Consider the following 19,979-nt stretch of genomic DNA (forward strand, 5'->3'; position numbering starts at 1 on the left):
TTCCCTTCCACCAAACGGTGACCTGCGTTACGGATGTGACGATATCGGCCAGGTTACGCGGAGGCCGCAACCCGCGTCCTCCCGCTCGCCGTCTCCACCTCCAGCAGGCATGACACAGCCTCAGGGGGAATCCATGACCAGTGAACTCGAACCGTTCGCGGACCCGTTGACCGTGCCGCCGGTGATCCGTCCGGAACCGGGCGACGACACGGCCGAGATCGAGATCGCGTTACGTCCGACGTGGGTGCGGATGCACCGGCAGCTGCCGCCCACGCTGATGTGGGGGTACGGGGGGAGCGTCCCGGGCCCGACCATCGAGGTGCGGCGGGGGCAGCGGGTCCGGGTGGCGTGGACCAACCGGATCCCGCAGGGCAGCGCGTACCCGGTGACCGTGGTCGAGGTGCCGCGGACCGAGGGGCGGCCGGATCCGCACAACCGGCCGGGCCGGGAGGGCGTGGAGCCGGTCCAGGAGGTGGCGGCGCTGCCCGCCTGGTCGGTGACGCACCTGCACGGGGCGCAGACCGGCGGCGGCAACGACGGGTGGACGGACAACGGGGTCGGCTTCGGCGGCGCGCAGCTGTCGGAGTATCCGAACGAGCACCAGGCGGTGCACTGGTGGTACCACGACCACGCCATGAACATCACCCGGTGGAACGTGTTCGCGGGGCTGATGGGCACCTATCTGGTGCGGGACGAGGAGGAGGACGCGCTGGGTCTGCCGTCCGGGGAGCGGGAGCTGCCGCTGGTCCTGGCGGACCGCAATCTCGACGTGGACGACGACGGGGTGCTGAACGGGCGGCTGCTGCACAAGACGACGCGTCTGGTGGCCAGTCACCCGGAGACGGGGAAGCCGGTCGGGCTGCCGTTCCTCGGCCCGTACACGACGGTGAACGGCACGATCTGGCCGTATCTGGAGGTGCGGGACGGCTGGTACCGCTTCCGGCTGGTGAACGCGTCGAACGCGCGGACCTACGACCTGGTCCTCGTCGACGAGGACGACCGGCCGGTGCCGGGGGCGGTGCATCAGATCGGCAGTGACGGCGGGCTGCTGCCGCGCCCGGTGCCGTTCGACTTCGCGGCGGGCGACGGGGGCGCGGAGACGGTCGCGCCGATGACGATCGCCCCGGCCGAGCGCTTCGACCTGCTGATCGACTTCCGGGGCCGGGCGGGGCAGCGGCTGCGGCTGGTGAACAAGGCCCCGGGGCGGGAGCCGGGGGTGCCGGACGCGGCGCTGAGCGTGCCGTATCCGCAGGTGATGGAGTTCCGGGTGGGCGAGGGGGCCGAGGACGGGGGCTGCGACGGCTTCGCGCTGCCGCCGGTGCTCTCGGGGTCCTTCCGGCGCTACGACCACGCGCACGTCGAGCACGGGCACCGGCTGGTGGTGCTGACGCCGCCGGGGACGGTCGGGGGCGGCGGGCATCCGGAGATGTGGGAGATGGAGGAGGTCCCGGAGGGCGAGGGGGCCAAGCTGCGGCTGCCGGCGAACGGGGTGATCCAGCTCCAGTCGGCGGACGGCAAGGTGCGCACGTACCGGCGTACGGCCCGGACGTTCAACGACGGGCTCGGGTTCACCATCGGCGAGGGCTCGTACGAGCAGTGGTCGTTCCTGAACCTGGCCCCGGGGCCGCTGATGCATCCGATGCACATCCACCTGGCGGACTTCCAGGTGATGGGGCGGGAGGCGTACACGACGGACGGCTTCGACGCGGTGGTGGGCGGTTCGCGCAGGCCGGTGCGGTTCGATCCTTCGCGGCCGGTGCCGGTACCGGCGAACGAGGCCGGCTGGAAGGACGTGTTCCGGGTGCCCGGCGGGGAGCTGGTGCGGGTGCTGGGCCGCTTCGACGGGGCGTACGGCCGGTTCATGTACCACTGCCATCTGCTGGAGCACGAGGACATGGGGATGATGCGCCCGTTCGTGGTGGTGCCGCCGGAGGTGCTGCCCTTCGACCACGGCGCGGGCCACGGGCACGGGCACGGGGGCCACTGAGCCGCCGGAGGTCCGGTGAGGACGCGCGAGGCCCCCGCGAGCTGCGTGCTCGCGGGGGCCTCCTCCCGTGGGGGGGTCTCTGTCGCCGGGATCGGCTCAGTCGTGGGGGTGGGCTCAGTCGCGGGGGTGGGCCCCGTGGCCGGGGTGGCCTCAGTCGCGGGAGTGGCCCTCGGTGGCGCGGACCCGGCCGCGGACCAGGAACCAGCCGCCGACGAGGGCCGCGGCGATGAGCGGGAGGCAGGCGACGGTGGTGCGGCCGACGCCGCCGTCCATCCACATGAGGACGAGGACGGTGGCGAGGAAAGCGAGCGTGATCAGCTGGGTGTAGGGGGCCCAGGGCAGCTTGAAGCCGGGGCGGGTGACCCGGCCGGCGCGGGCGGCGCGCCAGAACAGCAGCGAGCAGATCATGATCATGGCCCAGGTGCCGATGATGCCGATGGAGGCGAAGTTGAGGACGAGTTCGAAGGCCTCGCCGGGCATGACGTAGTTGAGGGCGACGCCGAGGACGCCGAAGCCGGCGGTGAGCAGGATGCCGCCGTAGGGGACGCCGCCGTTGTTCATGACGCCGGTGAACCTGGGTGCGGAGCCGGCCAGGGACATGGAGCGCAGGATGCGTCCGGTGGAGTAGAGGCCGGAGTTGAGGCTGGAGAGGGCGGCGGTGAGGACGACCAGGTTCATGACGCCGGCGGCGCCGGGGATGCCGAGTTTGTCGAAGACGGTGACGAAGGGGCTCTGGTCGCCGGTGTAGGCGGTGTAGGGGAGGAGCAGGGCGAGCAGGACGACGGAGCCGACGTAGAAGAGGCCGACGCGCCACATGATCGAGTTGATCGCCTTCGGCATGATCTTCTCGGGGTTCTCGGTCTCGCCGGCGGCGACGCCGCACAGTTCGACGGAGGCGTAGGCGAAGACGACGCCCTGGATGAGCAGCAGCATCGGCATCATGCCGTGGGGGAAGATGCCGCCGTTGTCGGTGATGTTGGCCAGGCCCGGGGTGTGGCCGCCGACCTCGTGCTGGGTGACGACGAGGAAGATGCCGACGAGCATGAACGCGACGAGTGCTGCGACCTTGACGATGGCGAACCAGAATTCCATCTCGCCGAAGTACTTGACCGAGATGAGGTTGGCGGCGAGGACGACCGCGAGGGCGATCAGGGCGAGGATCCACTGCGGGACGTCGCTGAACATCGCCCAGAAGTGGGCGTAGGTGGCCGCGGCGGTGATGTCGGCGACGGCGGTGGTCGACCAGTTGAGGAAGTAGAGCCAGCCGGCGGTGTAGGCGCCCTTCTCGCCCATGAACTCCCGCGCGTAGGAGACGAAGGCGCCCGAGGAGGGGCGGTAGAGCACGAGCTCGCCCAGGGCCCGCACGACGAGGAAGGCGAAGACGCCGCAGACCGCGTACGCGAGGAAGAGCGAGGGTCCGGCACTGGCCATCCGGCCGCCCGCGCCGAGGAAGAGGCCGGTGCCGATGGCGCCGCCGATGGCGATCATGTTGATGTGCCGGGACTTGAGGTCCTTGCGGTATCCGGCGTCGCCGGCGTCGATGTGGGGGGACGCCGTGGAACCGGTGGCCGCCGGGACGGCGGTCCGCTGCTCGGCCGCGGTGACGCGGTCACTCATGGAGTTGGTCGCCTTCGTGAGGGGAGGGTCGTGCGGTACCCGGCCGCGCCCGTGGGGGGTTCTCCCCGGCACGGCCCACGCACATCCTCACGGCAACCGGCGCCACTGACTGTGGCGGATGTCACTGAACGCCCCGATTTGAGCTAGTTCAGAGCTTGGGCGGCTCAGGGCGCGAGGACGTCCAGCTCCTTGAGCGCGCCGACCGCGATCTCCCGGGTCAGCGCCTCGGCGCGGACCGCGTCCCGCTCCCGTACGGCCTCGGCGACCTGCACGTGGAGGGTGACGGCGGCCGGGTCGGGGTCCTCGAACATCACCTGGTGGCGGGTGCGCCCGCTGAGCACCTCGGCGACCACGTCCCCGAGCCGGGCGAACATCTCGTTGCCGGAGGCGTTGAGGACGACCCTGTGGAAGGCGATGTCGTGCACCAGGTACTCCTCCAGGCGGCGCCCGCGCGAGGTGGCGACCATCCCGAGGGCCTCCTCGGTGAGCTCGCGGCACTGCTCGGGGGTGGCGTGGAGGGCGGCGAGTCCGGCGGCGACCGGCTCGATCGCGGAGCGCAGCACGGTGAGCGAGCGGAGCTGGCGGGGGCGGTCGGCGCCGGCCAGCCGCCAGCGGATGACCTGGGGGTCGTACACGTTCCAGCGCTCGGTCGGCAGCACGATGACGCCGACCCGGCGGCGGGACTCGACCAGGTGCATGGACTCCAGGACGCGCACGACCTCGCGGACGACGGTCCGGGAGACCTCGAAGCGCCCGGCGAGCTCGTCGCTGCGCAGCACGGCGCCGGGCGGGTACTCCCCCGCGGTGATCGCGAGGCCCAGGGCGTTCAGGACGTGCGGGTGGAGCCCCTGGGCCGTTGTCGTCATGGTGGCCAGCCTATGCGTGATCACACAGGTGATCACGCCGGGAAGAATAAGTACGACTTATTTGTCACAGCCTCTTGAATACGTCGTACCCAACAGGTTTCATGAGCGCGACGGATCGATGTCGAAGAAGACAGCGAGGCACCCCCCATGAGCAGCACCCCCCAGCCCGTCCCGGCCGGCCCCCCGGTCGTCGTCGTGATGGGCGTCGCCGGGACCGGCAAGACGACCATCGGGCCCCTGGTCGCCGAGGCGCTCGGCCTTCCGTACGCGGAGGGCGACGACTTCCACCCGGCGGCCAACGTGGCCAAGATGTCCGCCGGGACCCCCCTGGACGACACGGACCGGGAGCCCTGGCTCGACGCCATCGGGCGCTGGGCGCACACCCGGGCCGGGCTCGGCGGTGTGGTGAGCAGCTCCGCGCTGAAGCGGATCTACCGGGACCGGCTGCGCGCCGCGGCCCCCGGCGTGGTCTTCCTCCACCTGACCGGCGACCGGGAGCTCATCGAGCGGCGGATGGCCGCGCGCAAGGGCCACTTCATGCCGACCGCGCTCCTCGACTCCCAGTTCGCCACCCTGCAGCCGCTCGGGGCGGACGAGGCGGGCGTCGCCGTCGACGTGACCGGCACCCCCGAGGAGATCGCCCGGCGGGCCGTCACGGCCCTGCGCCGCCTCGCCGGCTGACCCCGGCTCCGTCCCCTCTTCCCCCCTTTCTGCCCCCGCCCCCTTTCCCCCAAGGACCCCACCGTGACCAGTCTCAGCGTCGAGATCCTGGCAGCGGACGCCGCCGAACCCATCACCTCGGCAGGCAACGCCCAGCTCGGCATCGCCGTCCTCGCCGGCATCGCCGTCATCGTCCTGCTCATCACCAAGTTCAAGATGCACGCGTTCCTGGCGCTGACCATCGGATCGCTGGCGCTCGGCGCGTTCGCGGGTGCCCCGCTCGCCGCCACCATCAAGTCCTTCACCGCCGGACTCGGCAGCACCGTGGCCGGTGTGGGCGTGCTCATCGCGCTCGGCGCGATCCTCGGCAAGCTGCTCGCCGACTCCGGCGGCGCCGACCAGATCGTCGACACGATCCTGGCCAGGACCGGCCGGCGCGGCATGCCGTGGGCGATGGTCCTGATCGCCTCCGTGATCGGTCTGCCGCTCTTCTTCGAGGTCGGCATCGTGCTGCTGATCCCGGTGGTGCTGCTGGTCGCCAAGCGCGGCAACTACTCGCTGATGCGGATCGGCATCCCGGCCCTCGCCGGTCTGTCCGTCATGCACGGGCTCATCCCGCCGCACCCCGGCCCGCTCGTCGCGATCGACGCGGTCGGCGCCAACCTGGGCGTCACCCTCGCCCTGGGCCTGGTCGTCGCGATCCCGACCGTGATCATCGCCGGTCCGGTCTTCTCCCGGTACGCGGCCCGCTGGGTGGACATCCCGGCCCCCGAGAAGATGATCCCCACGCGCCCCTCCGAGGACCTGGAGAAGCGGCCCGGCTTCGGCGCCACCGTGGCCACCGTGCTGCTGCCGGTCGTCCTCATGCTGGTGAAGGCGCTCGTCGACATCGTGGTCGACGACCCGGAGAACGGCGTGCAGAAGGTCACCGACGTGATCGGCTCCCCGCTGATCGCCCTGCTCGCCGCCGTCATAGTGGGCATGTTCACCCTGGGCCGGGCGGCCGGGTTCACCAAGGAGCGCCTCTCCTCCACCGTCGAGAAGTCGCTCGCCCCGATCGCGGGCGTGCTGCTGATCGTCGGCGCGGGCGGCGGCTTCAAGCAGACCCTCATCGACATCGGCGTCGGCCAGATGATCCTGGAGTTCTCCGAGAACTGGTCGATCCCGGCCCTGCTGCTCGCCTGGCTGATCGCGGTCGCGATCCGGCTCGCGACCGGCTCGGCGACGGTGGCGACGATCTCGGCGGCCGGCCTGGTGGCCCCGCTGGCCGAGGGCATGTCGACGGGCGAGGTCTCGCTCCTCGTCCTGGCGATCGGTGCCGGTTCGCTCTTCTTCAGCCACGTCAACGACGCGGGTTTCTGGCTGGTGAAGGAGTACTTCGGGATGAACGTCGGCCAGACGATCAAGACCTGGTCGGTGATGGAGACCATCATCTCGGTGGTCGGCATCGTCTTCGTGCTGCTGCTGTCGCTGGTGATCTAGCGGCGACCGAGCGGTAGCAGGTTCCCTCTGCCGAGGCCCTGGAGTGCGGTGATCCGCGCGCCAGGGCCTCGGTCGTTTCCCGCCGGCCGGACGGAGACCGGCCGACGGGAAACGGCCGGTCTCCGTCCGGTGGGCCTCCGTCAGCCGACCGCCCGGGCCGCCGCCCGGCCCGCCGCGCGGCCGGAGAAGAGGCAGCCGCCGAGGAAGGTGCCTTCGAGGGAGCGGTAGCCGTGGACGCCGCCGCCGCCGAAGCCCGCCGCCTCGCCGGCCGCGTACAGGCCGGGCAGCGGCTCGCCGGTCTCGGTGAGGACGCGGGAGTCGAGGTCGGTCTGCAGGCCGCCGAGGGACTTGCGGGTGAGGATGTTGAGGCGGACGGCGATCAGCGGGCCGGCCTTCGGGTCGAGCAGGCGGTGCGGGGACGCGGTACGGATCAGGCGGTCGCCCAGGTACCTGCGGGCGCCGCGGATCGCGGTGACCTGGAGGTCCTTGGTGAACGGGTTGGCGATCTCGCGGTCGCGGGCGGTGATCTCGTGGCGCAGCGCCGTCTCGTCGATCAGGTCCTCGCCGGTGATCCGGTTCATGCCGCGGACCAGGGCGGCCAGGTCGCGCTCGACGACGAAGTCGGCGCCGTTGTCCATGAACGCCTTCACGGGGGCGGGCACGTCCGCGCGGGCGCGGCCGATGACGTCGCGGACCGACTTGCCGGTGAGGTCGGGGTTCTGCTCGGAGCCGGAGAGGGCGAACTCCTTGCCGATGATCTTCTGGTCGAGCACGAACCAGGTGTGGTCGTGGCCGGTCCGCATGATGTGTTCGAGGGTGCCGAGGGTGTCGAAGCCGGGGAAGAGCGGGACGGGCAGCCGCTTGCCGGTCGCGTCGAGCCAGAGCGAGGACGGGCCGGGCAGGATCCGGATGCCGTGCCGGGCCCAGATGGGGTTCCAGTTCTCGATGCCCTCGGTGTAGTGCCACATCCGGTCGCGGTTGACGTGGTGCGCGCCGGCCTTCTCGGCGATGCCGAGCATCAGGCCGTCGACGTGGGCGGGGACGCCGGAGAGCATGCGGGCGGGCGGGGTGCCGAGCCGCTCGGGCCACTGCGCGCGGACCAGGTCGTGGTTGCCGCCGATGCCGCCGGAGGTGACGATCACGGCCTGGGCACGCAGGGTGAACGCGCCGGTGGCCTCGCGGGCGCTGGCCGTGCCGCGCGGGGCGTCGGAGGGGGCCAGGATCTCGCCGGTGACGGTGTCGAGGCTGCCGGCGGTACGGGCCAGCCCGGTCACCCGGTGGCGGAAGCGGAAGCGGACCAGGCCGCGGGCCGCGCCCTCGCGGACCCGGGCCTCGAAGGGGGCGACGAGGCCGGGGCCGGTGCCCCAGGTGATGTGGAAGCGGGGGACGGAGTTGCCGTGGCCGTTGGCGTCGTAGCCGCCGCGCTCGGCCCAGCCGACCACCGGGAAGAAGCGCACGCCGAGGCCGTGCAGCCAGGCGCGCTTCTCACCGGCCGCGAAGTCGACGTACGCCTCGGCCCAGCGGCGCGGCCAGGCGTCCTCGGGGCGGTCGAAGCCGGCGGTGCCGAACCAGTCCTGGAGGGCCAGGGCGTGGCTGTCGCGGATCCGCATCCGGCGCTGCTCGGGCGAGTCGACGAGGAAGAGGCCGCCGAAGGACCAGTGGGCCTGGCCGCCGATCGACTGCTCGGGTTCCTGGTCGAGCAGGATCACGGACCGGCCGGCGTCGACCAGCTCGGCGGTGGCGACGAGTCCGGCGAGGCCGGCTCCGATGACGATGACGTCGGCGTCGTAGGCAGGAGGCATGGACCGCATCTTGGATACACCGATGTATCGAGTCAACGGTTGGAGGCACTTTGCCCGCCACTTTCCGGAGGCGACCACCCTCCCGTTTTCTAATGTCGGGCATTAATATGGACGTATGGCAAGGACGTCAGGGCCCGAGACCCGGGACAAACTGATCCGTGCGGCGGAGCGGGTCTTCGCCGCCCAGGGCGTCGACGGCGCCCAGCTGCGGGACATCGTGGCACTCGCCGGACAGGGCAATCCGTCCGCCGTCCAGTACCACTTCGGCTCCCGGGCCGGACTGCTCGACACGGTGATGGCCGGCCGCCAGCTGCGCACCGAACAGGTGCTCGCCCCGCTCCTCGCCGCCGGCCCCGTCGAGCTGCACGAGCTGGTCGACGCGCTGGTCACCGCCGAGTCGAGCGAGCTGCGCACCGACCGGGGCCGCTGCTGCCTGCGGATCTCCGCGCAGCTCAGCCACGAGAGCGGGATCCGCACCCGCTCCCCGCACCCCACGCTCGCGGGCACCTGCTACTGGCGCCTGATCGAGCGCCTGGAGACCTGCCTGGCCGCCGCCGGACTGCCCGAGCCGCTGCGTCTGGAACGCCTCGACCTGGCGCTGACCGTCGTCGGCGCGGCGATGGCCGACCGGGCCCGGCAGTACCTCGACGGCACCGAACCCCTCACCGGAGAGGCGCTCTTCCTCGCCGATCTGGTCGAGACCACCACGGCGCTCCTCCTGGCCGCACAGCCCCGGAGCGGCGCCCACCCCCGTAGGCCCCGAAAGGACCCCTCATGAGCGAGAACACCCCCGCGCACCACCCGCACGACCTGACCGGCCGGACCGTCATCGTCACGGGCGGCGCCCGTGGCCTGGGCGCCGAGGCCGCCCGGCAGGCCGTGGCCGCCGGTGCCAACGTCGTGATCACCGACGTGCTCGACGAGGAGGGCAAGGCCACCGCCGCCGAGCTGGGCGAGCGGGCCCGGTTCCTCCACCACGACGTGACCTCGGAGGAGGAGTGGGCGGCGGCCGTCGCGTACGCCGTCGAGGAGTTCGGCGGGCTGCACGGCCTGGTGAACAACGCCGGCATCTCGACCGGCGCTCTCCTGGAGACCGAGTCCGTCGAGCACTTCCGCAAGGTCCTCGACATCAACCTGACCGGCGTCTTCATCGGCATGAAGGCCGCGATCCCCGCGATGCGGGAGGCGGGCGCTGGCTCGATCGTCAACATCTCCTCGGCCGCCGGCCTGATGGGCCTCGCGCTGACCGCCGGCTACGGCGCCTCGAAGTGGGGCGTACGCGGGCTGACGAAGATCGGCGCGGTGGAGCTCGGCACCTCGCGGATCCGCGTCAACTCGGTCCACCCGGGCATGACGTACACCCCGATGACGGCCTCCGTCGGCATCGAGAAGGGCGAGGGCAAGTACCCCAACACCCCGATGGGCCGGGTCGGCGAGGCGCACGAGATCGCGGGCGCGGTCGTGTTCCTGCTCTCGGACGCCGCGTCGTACGTGACGGGCGCGGAGCTGGCCGTGGACGGCGGCTGGACGACCGGCCCGACGGTGAAGTACGTGATGGGGCAGTGAGCCTGCCCACCTGACGACGGCCGGTGATTTCATGGGGCGCATGAGCGCTGCCGATGAGGTCCTCGATGTCGTCGACGAGAACGACCGGGTGGTCGGACGGGCCCCGCGCGGTGAGGTGTACGCGCGGGGCCTGATCCATCGCTGCACCTTCATCCGGGTCCGGGACGCCGAAGGACGCGTCTTCGTCCACCGCAGGACCCCGACGAAGCTGGTCTACCCGTCGCTGTACGACATGTTCGTCGGCGGGGTCGTGGGCGCGGGCGAGTCCTACGACGACGCCGCCCTGCGGGAGGCCGAGGAGGAGCTGGGCGTCTCCGGGCTGCCCCGGCCCGTACCGCTGTTCCGCTTCCTGTACGACTCCGGGGGCGTCGCCGGCAAGTGGTGGTCGGCCGTGTACGAGGTGCGCTGCGAGCTGCCCGTACGGCCCCAGGTGGAGGAGGTCGCCTGGCACGCCTTCCTGCCGGAGGACGAGCTGGAGGCACGGCTCGCCGACTGGGAGTGGGTACCGGACGGCCTCGCCGCGTACGAGCGGCTGCGGGGGCTCGGGGCGGGGTGAGCGGGGCGGGCTGAGCCGGGGCGGGGTGAGCCGGGGCGCGGGGCGCAGGGAGCGGGGCGGGCTGAGCCGGGGCGCGTGAGCCGGGGCGCGTGAGCCAGGGCGGGTGGGGCTTGCGTGCCGGGTGACCTGGGCCGATGGCGCGGGTCGGCGAGGCCGGCCGCGAGGGTCGCCGCCGGGCGGTGTGATCATGCGACGGATAAGGTGCCCGCGTGAGCGACTTCATACAGAGCCTGCGACTGTGGTTCGCGCCGCAGCGGCTCCGGGAGGAGGGCGAGACCCCCGACTACCGCTTCTCCCTGGCCAACGAGCGGACCTTCCTCGCCTGGATCCGGACCGCGCTCGCGCTGATCGGCGGCGGCTTCGCCGTCGACCAGTTCCTGCCGGACCTGCGCTGGGGCGTCCGGGTCGGGCTCGCGCTCGCGCTGCTCGCGGCCGGTGTGCTGTGCGCCCTGCGCGCCGTGAACCACTGGGTGCGCTGCGAGCGGGCCATGCGGCGCGGCGAGGACCTGCCGACCTCCCGGTTCCCGGCGGTGCTGAGCCTGGCGGTGGCGGTGGTCGCGGTCGCGATGGTGGTGGTCGTCGTCTTCGGCTGGGCCGGACGGTGACCGGCGCGGGCGACGGGGGCGGGCCGGCCCTCCGGGACCCGGGGCTCCAGCCCGAGCGGACCCGGCTGGCCTGGCGGCGCACCACCCTGTCGTGCACGGTGACGGCGGTGCTCGCGGGCAAGCAGGCGATCCACGAGGGCGTGACGGCGACCGGCCTGCTCGCGGTGGGGCTCTCGGCCCTGGTGTGGATCGGCTTCCTCGCGGTGGCGCACCGCAGGATCCAGTCGCTCGGCGCGGCGCGGCCCCGGCAGCTGTCGCTGCGGAGCGCCTGGCTCGCGGCGCTGTGCACGATCGCGTTCGCCGGGTTCGGGGTGGCGGTCCTGCTGTGAGGCGGGCCGGGGCGGGGCCTGGTCGTGGTCGGCGCCCCGGGCAGCGCCCGCACCCACCTGAAGAAACGGACATTACGGACTAGCCTGAGGTCATCAGCGGACCCCTCGCAGAGGTGGAGCCATGACCGTCACCCACCACGAGCACGCCACCCACGCGCACAGCCACGGCCCGGCCTGCGGGCACACCGCCGTCCCCCACCGGGACCACACGGACTACGCGCACGACGGGCACCTGCACCGCGAGCACGCCGGGCACTGGGACGAGTGCGAGTCCACCGCGCACGTGGCGCACACCCATCCCGGCCACACGCACGGGCCCGGCTGCGGGCACGCCGCCGTCCCCCACGGCGACCACGTCGACTACGCCCACGACGGGCACCGGCACGCCGAGCACGGCAACCACTGGGACGACCACTGACCCCGCGCTCCGGGCGGCGCGGCCCCGGTTTCCCCCGGACCCGTCCCGACTGGCACCCTTCCCCTGTCCAGTCGGGCTCTCATCCGGGGGAACTCCTGTGTCTGTCACCGATCCTTACGTGGTCGCGCTCGCGCCGAACGTCCACGCCTTCGTCCAGCCCGACGGCGGCTGGTGTCTGAACAACGCCGGTTTCCTCGGCGACGGCGGGGAGACGCTGCTCGTCGACACGGCCGCCACCGAGCGGCGGGCCCTGCTGCTGCGCGACGCGGTCCGCGAGGCCGGGCTCGCCGCGCCGCGCACGATCGTCTCCACCCACCACCACGGCGACCACACCTACGGCAACGGGGTGTTCCGGCCGGAGGCGCGGATCATCGGGCACGAGAACTGCCGGGCCGAGCAGCTCGCCGCCGGGCACCAGCTCCATCTGCTGTGGCCGCAGACCGACTTCGGCCGGGTCGAGATCCTGCCGCCGCACCTCACGTACCGGGACTCCCTCACGCTGTACGTCGGCGAGGTGGAGGTACGGGTGATCCACCCCGGCCCGGCACACACCACGGGCGACTCGATCGTCCATCTCCCCGGGCACGGTGTGGTGTTCACCGGCGACCTGGTCTTCCACGGCGGCACGCCGTTCCTGCCGATGGGCTCGCTCGCCGGTTCGCTGCGCGCGCTCGACCTGCTGCGCTCGCTCGACGCGCCCACGGTGGTGCCCGGGCACGGCCGGGTGACCGACCCCTCCGCGTACGACGCGACCGAGCGGTACCTGCTGTGGGTGCGGGAGCTGGCCCGGGAGGGCCACGCGAAGGGGGCGACGCCGCTGGAGACGGCCCGGGGCGCGGAGCTCGGCGAGTTCGCCGCGTGGCGGGAGAGCGAGCGTCTGGTGGCGAACCTGCACCGGGCGTACGCGGAGCTGGACGGCCTGCCGGAGGGGCACCCGCTGGACCCGGTGGCGATCTTCGGGGACATGGCCGCGATGAACGGCGGGGTCCCGGTGGCCTGCCACGCGTGACGGCGCGGCGGGCGGTCGCCGGGCCCGCGTCCGGGCCGGGCGGCCGGTGAGGACGTGCCGTACCGCCCGGCGCGCGAAGGAACCGCCCCCTCTGGACGACATACCGACTGGTCGGTCATCATGAACGCCGACGCCGATCCCGGAGGTATCCCCGCATGAGCTCCACCCCGCCGCCAGGTTCCCCGCCGCCCGGTCTCGACCCCGAGCGGCTGCGCGCCTTCCTCGACCGCGAGCGGCCCGGGCTGGTCGCCGGCCCCCTCACCGCCCGGCTGATCGAGGGCGGCCGGTCGAACCTCACGTACGGGGTGACCGACGGGACCGGCCGCTGGGTGGTGCGGAGGCCGCCGCTCGGGCACGTGCTCGCCACCGCGCACGACATGAAGCGCGAGCACCGGGTCATCAGCGCCCTGCGGAGCACCGCCGTGCCCGTGCCGGAGACCGTCGTGCTGTGCGAGGACGAGTCGGTGCTCGGGGCGCCGTTCTACGTCATGGAGTTCGTGCCCGGCACGCCGTACCGCTCGGCGGCCGAGCTCGCCCCGCTCGGCCCCGCCCGTACCCGCGAGGCCGTCCTCGGGCTCGTCGACACCCTCGTCGACCTGCACGCCGTGGACCCCGCCGCCGTGGGGCTCGACGACTTCGGGCGCCCCGAGGGCTTCCTCGACCGGCAGCTGCGCCGCTGGGGCAAGCAGCTCGCCGCCTCCCGGGGGCGCGAGCTGCCGGGCATCGACGAACTGCACGCCGCGCTCGGCCGGGGCCTTCCCGCCTCGCCCGCGCCGGCCGTCGTCCACGGCGACTACCGGCTCGACAACGTCCTCATCGGCGAGGACGACCGCATCAAGGCCGTCCTCGACTGGGAGATGTCCACCCTCGGCGACCCGCTCACCGACCTCGGCCTGCTCGTCATGTACAGCGCGCCGCTGGAGCTGCCGGACTCCCCCATCTCCACCACCGCGTCAGCCGCCGGGCACCCGACACCCGGCGAGCTGATCGAGCGCTACGCCGCCCGCTCCGGCCGGGACACCGGCGCCGTCTCCTGGTACACGGCCTTCGCCTGGTTCAAGCTGGCCGTGATCCTGGAGGGCATCCACTACCGCTACACCCTCGGACAGACCGTCGGCGCCGGCTTCGACCGCATCGGCGAGCTCGTCCCCGTCTTCATCGAGCACGGCCTCACCACCCTCCAGGAAGGCTGACCCGCCATGGACTTCGCCTACGACGCCCGCACCGAGGAACTGCGGGCGAGGCTCCTCGCCTTCATGGACGAGCACGTGTACCCCGCCGAGGCCGTCGCCCACGAGCAGCGCGCCCGGCTCGCCTCCCCCTGGGACACCCCGGCGGTCGTCGAGGACCTGAAGGCGGAGGCCAAGCGGCAGGGGCTGTGGAACCTGTTCCTGCCGGACGAGGAGTACGGGGCGGGGCTCACCAACCTCCAGTACGCCCCGCTCGCCGAGATCACCGGCCGCAGCCCCCAGCTGGCCCCCACCGCCCTCAACTGCGCCGCCCCCGACACCGGGAACATGGAGGTGCTCGCCCAGTTCGGCGACGAGGCTCAGCGGAAGCAGTGGCTGGAGCCGCTGCTCGCCGGCGAGATCCGCTCGGCGTTCGCCATGACCGAGCCCGAGGTGGCCTCCTCCGACGCCACCAACATCGAGACCCGGATCCGGCGGGACGGCGACTCGTACGTGATCGACGGGCGCAAGTGGTACATCTCCGGGGCGATGAACCCCGACTGCCGGATCCTCATCGTCATGGGCAAGACCGACCCGGACGGCGCCGACCCGCGCCGCCAGCAGTCGATGATCCTGGTGCCGCGCGACACCCCCGGCGTCGAGGTGCGCCGCGCGATGCGGGTGTACGGCTACGAGGACCACTCCCACGGCGGCCACGCCGAGGTGCTCTTCGACGGGGCCCGGGTCCCGGCCGCGAACCTGATCGGCGAGGAGGGCGGCGGCTTCGCCATCGCCCAGGCCCGGCTCGGCCCCGGCCGGATCCACCACTGCATGCGGCTGATCGGCATGGCCGAGCGGGCCATCGAGCTGATGTGCCGGCGCGCGGTCTCCCGCACCGCGTTCGGCAAGGCCATCGCCCAGCAGGGCGTCGTGCAGAACTGGATCGCGGACGCCCGGGTGACGGTCGAGCAGCTGCGGCTGCTCGTCCTCAAGACGGCCTGGCTGATGGACACCGTCGGCAACCGGGGCGCGCACACCGAGATCCAGGCGATCAAGATCGCCACCCCGCGCGCGGTGGTCGACATCATCGACAGGGCCGTCCAGGTGCACGGCGCCGGCGGGGTCTCCCAGGACTTCCCGCTGGCCGAACTGTGGGCCGGGGCGCGCACCCTGAGGCTGGCGGACGGCCCCGACGAGGTGCACCAGCGGTCGCTGGCCCGCCGGGAGCTGAAGAAGTACCTCTGACCCCGCCGGAACGGACTACGGGCGCAGCGCCCGCAGCAGGAGGTCGGCCAGCTGGTCGGCCACCTGCTGCGGGGTGAGCGGACCGTCGGGGCGGTACCACGTCGACAGGTGGTGGACCGACCCGAAGTGGTAGTCGACGACCAGGTCGGCGGGGGTCGCCGAGGAGAACACCCCGGACTGCTGGCCCTCCTCGATCAGGGCGCGGAACCGCTCGTGGTAGCGGCGCCGCTCGGCCCGGACCTGCTTGTTCTTCTCCGGGCTGAGGTGGTGCATGGAGCGGAAGAAGATGGCGGCGTCGTCGAGGTTCTCGATCGTCGTGACGACGACGTCGGCGGCGGCGTCCCGCAGCCGCAGCTCCACCGGGGCGTCGGCGCCCGCGAAGGCGTCCAGCCGCTCCTGCTGGAGGCGGAGCACCCGGGAGTAGACCTCCTGGAGCAGGTCCTCCTTGGAGCCGAAGTAGTGGTAGAGGGCACCCTTGGTGACGCCCGCCGCCTCCACGATCTCCTGGACGGAGGTCCGGTCGTAGCCGTGCTCCGCGAAGAGCCGGGTGGCGGCGGCGAGGAGCCTCTGGGGGACGGGGACCCCGTTGCCGTCCGTCGTCCTGGCCATGCTCCGCCTTCTTTCGTCCATGCCGGTGCTCACTTCCGGGACCGCAGGTCCCGCCTGAGGATCTTCCCACTTGTCGTCTTGGGGAGCTCCGCCAGGATCTCGACCTCGCGCGGGTACTTGTACGCGGCGAGCCGCTGCTCACAGTAGGCGGAGAGCTCGGCGGGGCCCGCATCGGCGCCGGGCCGCAGGCTCACGTACGCCTTGACCGTCTCGCCGCGGTAGGCGTCGGGCACGCCGACGACGGCGGCCTCGCGGACGGCCGGGTGGGTGTAGAGGACGTCCTCGACCTCGCGCGGCCAGACCTTGAACCCGGAGGCGTTGATCATGTCCTTCTTGCGGTCGACGACGTACAGCCAGCCGTCCGCGTCCATGAAGCCGATGTCGCCGGTGCGCAGCTCCCCGTCGGGGAAGGTCGCCGCGGTGGCCTCGGGCAGGCGCCAGTAGCCGGGGACGACCTGGGGGCCGCGGACGGCGATCTCGCCCTGCTCGCCGAACGGGACCTCGGCGCCGGTCTCGTCCAGGATCCGCACGACGGTGTCGGGCCCGGGGACGCCCACCGAGAGCGTGCCGGAGGCCGGGTCGACGGGCGCCTCGGACTGCGGCGGCACGGAGGCGCAGGGGGCGGTGCACTCGGTGAGGCCGTAGCCGTTGCGCAGGTACGGGCCGAAGCCGGCACGGAACTTCTCGACGAGCGCGGGCGGCACGGGCGCGCCGCCCGAGGACATCACGAGGAACGAGGAGAAGTGGCCGGGGGTGGCGGCCGGGTGGGCGGCGAGCGCCATGTAGGCGGTGGAGGGGCCGACGGTGTAGGCGGGCCGGTGCTCCAGGAAGGCGTCGAGGACGACCCCGGACTCGAAGCGGTAGGCGAGGGCGAGGGTGCCGCCGTTGGCGAAGCAGGCGCCGAGCTCGCAGACGAGTCCGGTGATGTGGAAGAGCGGGGCGAGGGCGAAGTAGACGGCGCCCTCGGGGACGGGGTGGCCGGCGCGCTGCCGTTCGGCGTTGTGGACGATGCCCCGGTGCAGGTTGAGGGCGCCCTTGGGGGTGCCGCTGGTGCCGGAGGTGTAGCTGATCAGGGCGAGGTCGTCGGTGGCCGGCTCGCGTCCCTCCGGGGCCGGGTGTCCGGCGCGGGCGACCGAGAGGAGGTCCTCCGCGCCCCGCAGGGCGTCGGCCGCGACCCGGTCGAAGCCGAGGACGCGGGGGTCGTCGCGGGTCTGGAGCTCGCGCTCGTACGCGGTGAGGGCGATCCGGACGCCGGCCTCGGCGGCGGTCTCGCGGAGGTAGGCGTCCCAGGCGCGGTCGGAGCAGACCAGGGCGGTGGCGCCGGAGTCCCTCAGGGCGTGGCCGACCTCGCCCGCCTTGTACATCGGGTTGAGCGGGACGACGGTGGCGCCCGCCTTCCAGGCGCCGAGGAGGGCGAGGACGAAGTGCGGGCTGTTCTGGAGCATCACCGCGACCCGGTCGCCGCGCCCGACGCCCCGGGCGGCCAGGTGTCCGGCGACGGAGTCGGAGAGGGCGTCGGCCTCGCGGTAGGAGACCCGGCCGTCGAAGTAGGCGAGGGCCGGATGGTCCGGGGTGCGGGCGGCGGCGGCACGGAAGGCGTGCAGGGTGGTGGGGGGCGGGCTGATCGGGGCCCGCTGGGCCGCGCTGAGCCGCCCGAGCCAGGGCTTGGCGGCGTAGATCGACCCCGTACCGCCGCTGCCGTACGACTCGGGGCCCGGCTGCTCTGACTGGCCCTGCTGCCCCGGCTGGCCCTGCTGTCCCGGCTGCCCCTGCTCCCGCTCCTGCCGGCTCGTGCTCATGCGCCCGCCCCTTCCCACTTCCGCTGGATGTGGTTCATATTGCCCAGCCACCGTTCGGGCTCGGTCGCCCGGGCCCGGTAGTAGTCGGCGACCTCGGGGTGCGGCAGGACGAGGAAGCGGTCGGCGGCCATGGCGTCGAAGAGGGCGTCGGCGACGTCCTCGGGCTCGATGGCGGTGGGGGCGAGGACGAGTTCGCCGGCGGTTCCGGAGGCGGTGAGCATGTCCGTACGCACCCCCTGCGGGCAGATCGCGTGGACCTTGAGGCCGTGGTGCCGGTAGGTCAGCGAGAGCCATTCGGCGAAGGCGTACGCGCCGTGCTTGGAGACGCTGTACGGGGCGGCGCCGATCATCGTGAGCAGTCCGGCGGCGGAGACGGTGGAGACGAAGCGGCCGGTGCCGCGCTCCAGCCAGTCGGGCAGCAGCGCGCGGGCGGCGCGGACGTGGGCCATGACGTTGACGTCCCAGGCGGCGGCCCAGACCTCCTCGTCGGCGAAGGCGTCGCCGGGCGAGGCGAGTCCGGCGTTGGCGCACCAGACGTCCACGGTGCCGCCGAGCGCGGCGCGGGCCTCCTCGACGATGCCGGAGGCGTCGCCGGGGACGGCGAGGGCGCCGATCTCGTCGGCGACGGCCTGGGTGCGGCCGGGGTCGAGGTCGTTGACGACGACCCGGGCCCCGTCGGCGGCGAACCTGCGGGCGAGTGCGGCGCCGATGCCGCCGCCCGCGCCGGTGACGACCACCGCGGCCCCCTCCACGCCCTGCACCGTACTCATCGGCGGTCCACCTCTCCGTAGCGGTCGTGCGGGCAGACTAACCGGTCGGTATGGAGCCGGGGAAGACTCCGGCGGTACGCCTCGTTCCGCGCGGCCCGGCGGAGCGCTAGCGTGCGGGGCCATGTCAGGAAAGGCGATCAAGGAGGTTTCCGCATGAGCCTGTCCAGACGTGGCCTGCTGGCCGCGGGCGGTGCGCTCGGCGCCGTGGCGGCGGCCGGTACGGGATCGACGGCGGCACACGCGGCCCCGGACGGCGCCGCCGGGGAGGGCGCCCGGGGGCGCCGGGTGCGCACCGGGTTCGAGCGGCTCGCCGCCGACGGGTACGCGCGGCTGGCCGGGCAGCGGGTCGGCGTGGTCACCAACCCGACCGGCATCACCGCCGAGGCCCGGCACATCGTGGACGTGATGCACGCCGACGAACGCGTCGACCTGGTCGCCGTCTTCGGCCCCGAGCACGGCTTCCGGGGCACGGCCCAGGCCGGCGGCTCGGAGGGGCGGTACGACGACCCGGCGACCGGGCTGCCGGTCTACGACACGTACCTGAAGAGCGGCCGGCCGCTCGCCGACGTCTTCACCGCCTCGGGCGTGGACACGGTGGTCTTCGACATCCAGGACGTGGGCGCCCGTTTCTACACGTACATCTGGACGCTCTACGACTGCATGGTGGCGGCCTCGCTCGCCGGGAAGCGCTTCGTGGTCCTGGACCGGCCGAACCCGGTGACCGGCCGGGCCGCGCTCGGTCCCGTCCTGGACCGGGCGTACGCGACCTTCGTCGGGCGCGAGCCCGTCGCGCAGGCGCACGGGATGACGGTGGCCGAGCTGGCCCGCCTCTTCAACGGGGAGTTCCTGGAGCGGCCGGTGGAGCTGGAGACGGTGCCGGTGACCGGCTGGCGGCGCGGGGAGTTCTTCGGCGCCACGGGCCTGCCGTGGGTGCCGCCCAGTCCCAACATGCCGACGCCCGACACGGCGCTCGTCTATGCGGGCACCTGCCTCTTCGAGGGCACCAACCTCTCCGAGGGGCGCGGCACCACCCGCCCGTTCGAACTGCTCGGCGCGGACGGGATCGACGGCCGGTGGGCGGCGGCGGCGAACGCCCTGGAGCTGCCCGGGGTGCGCTTCCGCGAGGCGTACTTCGCGCCGACCTTCTCCAAGTTCCAGGGGAAGACGGTGGGCGGGCTCCAGCTGATGGTGCACGACCCGGCGGCCTTCGACCCGGTGCGCACCGGGATCGCGCTGCTGGTCACCGCCCGCCGGAGCTGGAGCGGTTTCGCGTGGCGGCCGGACGCCTGGATCGACAAGCTGACCGGTTCGAGCCGGGTGCGCACGCTGATCGACGCGGGCGCGACGGCGGACGAGGTGGCGGCGGACTGGGAGGCGGGCCTGGCGGCGTTCCGGGCGGTGCGGCGGGAGTACCTGCTCTACCGCTGACGGGGGCTGGCCCCCGGACGGGCACGGGTGCGGGCCGGATGTCCCGGCCCGCGCCCTGCGGG

19 protein-coding genes are annotated in these 19,979 nt (G+C 73.0%); 13 read left to right on the plus strand and 6 right to left on the minus strand.

The genetic code is table 11. The features are described from left to right. The first annotated feature begins 133 nt into the window (after nt 1-133). Nucleotides 134-1,987 (plus strand): O-aminophenol oxidase PhsA, encoded by a 1,854-nt coding sequence (gene phsA, locus AB0Q96_RS25220; RefSeq protein ID WP_365329138.1) that lies wholly within the window; start codon nt 134-136, stop codon nt 1,985-1,987. Nucleotides 1,988-2,137: 150 nt separating this feature from the next. Here the strand turns inward: phsA and AB0Q96_RS25225 are convergent, their stop codons facing one another. Continuing rightward, nucleotides 2,138-3,604 carry an amino acid permease gene (locus tag AB0Q96_RS25225; protein ID WP_365329140.1) on the minus strand — a complete coding sequence of 489 codons (1,467 nt, stop codon included), beginning with the start codon at nt 3,602-3,604 and terminating at the stop codon, nt 2,138-2,140. A 164-nt stretch (nt 3,605-3,768) separates the two neighbouring features. After that, nucleotides 3,769-4,470, minus strand: coding sequence for an FCD domain-containing protein (locus AB0Q96_RS25230; protein ID WP_365329142.1), 702 nt, complete (start codon nt 4,468-4,470; stop codon nt 3,769-3,771). Nucleotides 4,471-4,617: 147 nt separating this feature from the next. On the opposite strand from AB0Q96_RS25230, the gene AB0Q96_RS25235 reads away from it, so the two are divergent. After that, nucleotides 4,618-5,151, plus strand: a complete 534-nt coding sequence (locus tag AB0Q96_RS25235; protein ID WP_365329144.1) for a gluconokinase — start codon at nt 4,618-4,620, stop codon at nt 5,149-5,151. 63 nt (nt 5,152-5,214) lie between these two features. After that, nucleotides 5,215-6,612: a gluconate:H+ symporter gene (locus tag AB0Q96_RS25240; protein ID WP_365329146.1), complete on the plus strand. Its 1,398-nt coding sequence runs from the start codon at nt 5,215-5,217 to the stop codon at nt 6,610-6,612. A gap of 140 nt (nt 6,613-6,752) precedes the next feature. Here the strand turns inward: AB0Q96_RS25240 and AB0Q96_RS25245 are convergent, their stop codons facing one another. Next, nucleotides 6,753-8,414 carry an FAD-binding dehydrogenase gene (locus tag AB0Q96_RS25245; RefSeq protein WP_365329148.1) on the minus strand — a complete coding sequence of 554 codons (1,662 nt, stop codon included), beginning with the start codon at nt 8,412-8,414 and terminating at the stop codon, nt 6,753-6,755. 115 nt (nt 8,415-8,529) lie between these two features. Here AB0Q96_RS25245 and AB0Q96_RS25250 point away from each other — a divergent pair, with 115 nt between their 5' ends. The 9 genes from AB0Q96_RS25250 (at nt 8,530) to AB0Q96_RS25290 (ending at nt 15,311) form a co-directional block, all read left to right on the plus strand. Beyond that, the gene (locus AB0Q96_RS25250; protein WP_365329150.1) at nt 8,530-9,192 is read left to right on the plus strand and encodes a helix-turn-helix domain-containing protein; all 663 of its coding nucleotides are present in this window, start codon (nt 8,530-8,532) and stop codon (nt 9,190-9,192) included. Next, nucleotides 9,189-9,980: a glucose 1-dehydrogenase gene (locus tag AB0Q96_RS25255; protein ID WP_365329152.1), complete on the plus strand. Its 792-nt coding sequence runs from the start codon at nt 9,189-9,191 to the stop codon at nt 9,978-9,980. The genes AB0Q96_RS25250 and AB0Q96_RS25255 overlap by 4 nt, the downstream gene beginning before the upstream one ends. 40 nt (nt 9,981-10,020) lie before the next feature. Then, the gene (locus AB0Q96_RS25260) at nt 10,021-10,536 is read left to right on the plus strand and encodes an NUDIX domain-containing protein (protein ID WP_365329154.1); all 516 of its coding nucleotides are present in this window, start codon (nt 10,021-10,023) and stop codon (nt 10,534-10,536) included. A gap of 209 nt (nt 10,537-10,745) precedes the next feature. Continuing rightward, a complete protein-coding gene (locus tag AB0Q96_RS25265; RefSeq protein ID WP_132914678.1) occupies nt 10,746-11,141 on the plus strand; it encodes a DUF202 domain-containing protein in 396 nt (131 codons plus the stop codon). After that, nucleotides 11,138-11,470 (plus strand): DUF202 domain-containing protein, encoded by a 333-nt coding sequence (locus AB0Q96_RS25270; protein WP_365329156.1) that lies wholly within the window; start codon nt 11,138-11,140, stop codon nt 11,468-11,470. Before AB0Q96_RS25265 ends, AB0Q96_RS25270 begins: the two co-directional genes overlap by 4 nt. A gap of 121 nt (nt 11,471-11,591) precedes the next feature. Further along, nucleotides 11,592-11,888 (plus strand): hypothetical protein, encoded by a 297-nt coding sequence (locus AB0Q96_RS25275; RefSeq protein ID WP_365329159.1) that lies wholly within the window; start codon nt 11,592-11,594, stop codon nt 11,886-11,888. Between the two features lie 97 nt (nt 11,889-11,985). Beyond that, nucleotides 11,986-12,897, plus strand: coding sequence for an MBL fold metallo-hydrolase (locus tag AB0Q96_RS25280; protein WP_365329161.1), 912 nt, complete (start codon nt 11,986-11,988; stop codon nt 12,895-12,897). Nucleotides 12,898-13,052: 155 nt separating this feature from the next. Then, a complete protein-coding gene (locus AB0Q96_RS25285; RefSeq protein WP_365329163.1) occupies nt 13,053-14,090 on the plus strand; it encodes a phosphotransferase family protein in 1,038 nt (345 codons plus the stop codon). A 6-nt stretch (nt 14,091-14,096) separates the two neighbouring features. Beyond that, the gene (locus AB0Q96_RS25290) at nt 14,097-15,311 is read left to right on the plus strand and encodes an acyl-CoA dehydrogenase family protein (RefSeq protein ID WP_365329165.1); all 1,215 of its coding nucleotides are present in this window, start codon (nt 14,097-14,099) and stop codon (nt 15,309-15,311) included. Nucleotides 15,312-15,326: 15 nt separating this feature from the next. On the opposite strand, the gene AB0Q96_RS25295 is transcribed toward AB0Q96_RS25290, so the two are convergent. Genes AB0Q96_RS25295 through AB0Q96_RS25305 form a run of 3 tightly spaced genes read right to left on the minus strand, consistent with a single transcriptional unit; the run spans nt 15,327 to nt 18,489 of the window. Beyond that, a complete protein-coding gene (locus AB0Q96_RS25295) occupies nt 15,327-15,920 on the minus strand; it encodes a TetR/AcrR family transcriptional regulator (RefSeq protein ID WP_365329167.1) in 594 nt (197 codons plus the stop codon). Between the two features lie 29 nt (nt 15,921-15,949). After that, nucleotides 15,950-17,719 carry an AMP-binding protein gene (locus AB0Q96_RS25300; protein WP_365329168.1) on the minus strand — a complete coding sequence of 590 codons (1,770 nt, stop codon included), beginning with the start codon at nt 17,717-17,719 and terminating at the stop codon, nt 15,950-15,952. Beyond that, nucleotides 17,716-18,489, minus strand: coding sequence for an SDR family oxidoreductase (locus AB0Q96_RS25305; protein WP_365329170.1), 774 nt, complete (start codon nt 18,487-18,489; stop codon nt 17,716-17,718). Before AB0Q96_RS25305 ends, AB0Q96_RS25300 begins: the two co-directional genes overlap by 4 nt. A 153-nt stretch (nt 18,490-18,642) precedes the next feature. Here AB0Q96_RS25305 and AB0Q96_RS25310 point away from each other — a divergent pair, with 153 nt between their 5' ends. Next, entirely contained in the window at nt 18,643-19,917 is a 1,275-nt protein-coding gene (locus AB0Q96_RS25310) for a DUF1343 domain-containing protein (RefSeq protein WP_365329172.1), read from the plus strand. Nucleotides 19,918-19,979: the final 62 nt, after the last annotated feature.

The sequence above is a fragment of the Streptomyces sp. NPDC093111 genome (assembly GCF_040683955.1).
GTDB lineage: Bacteria > Actinomycetota > Actinomycetes > Streptomycetales > Streptomycetaceae > Streptomyces.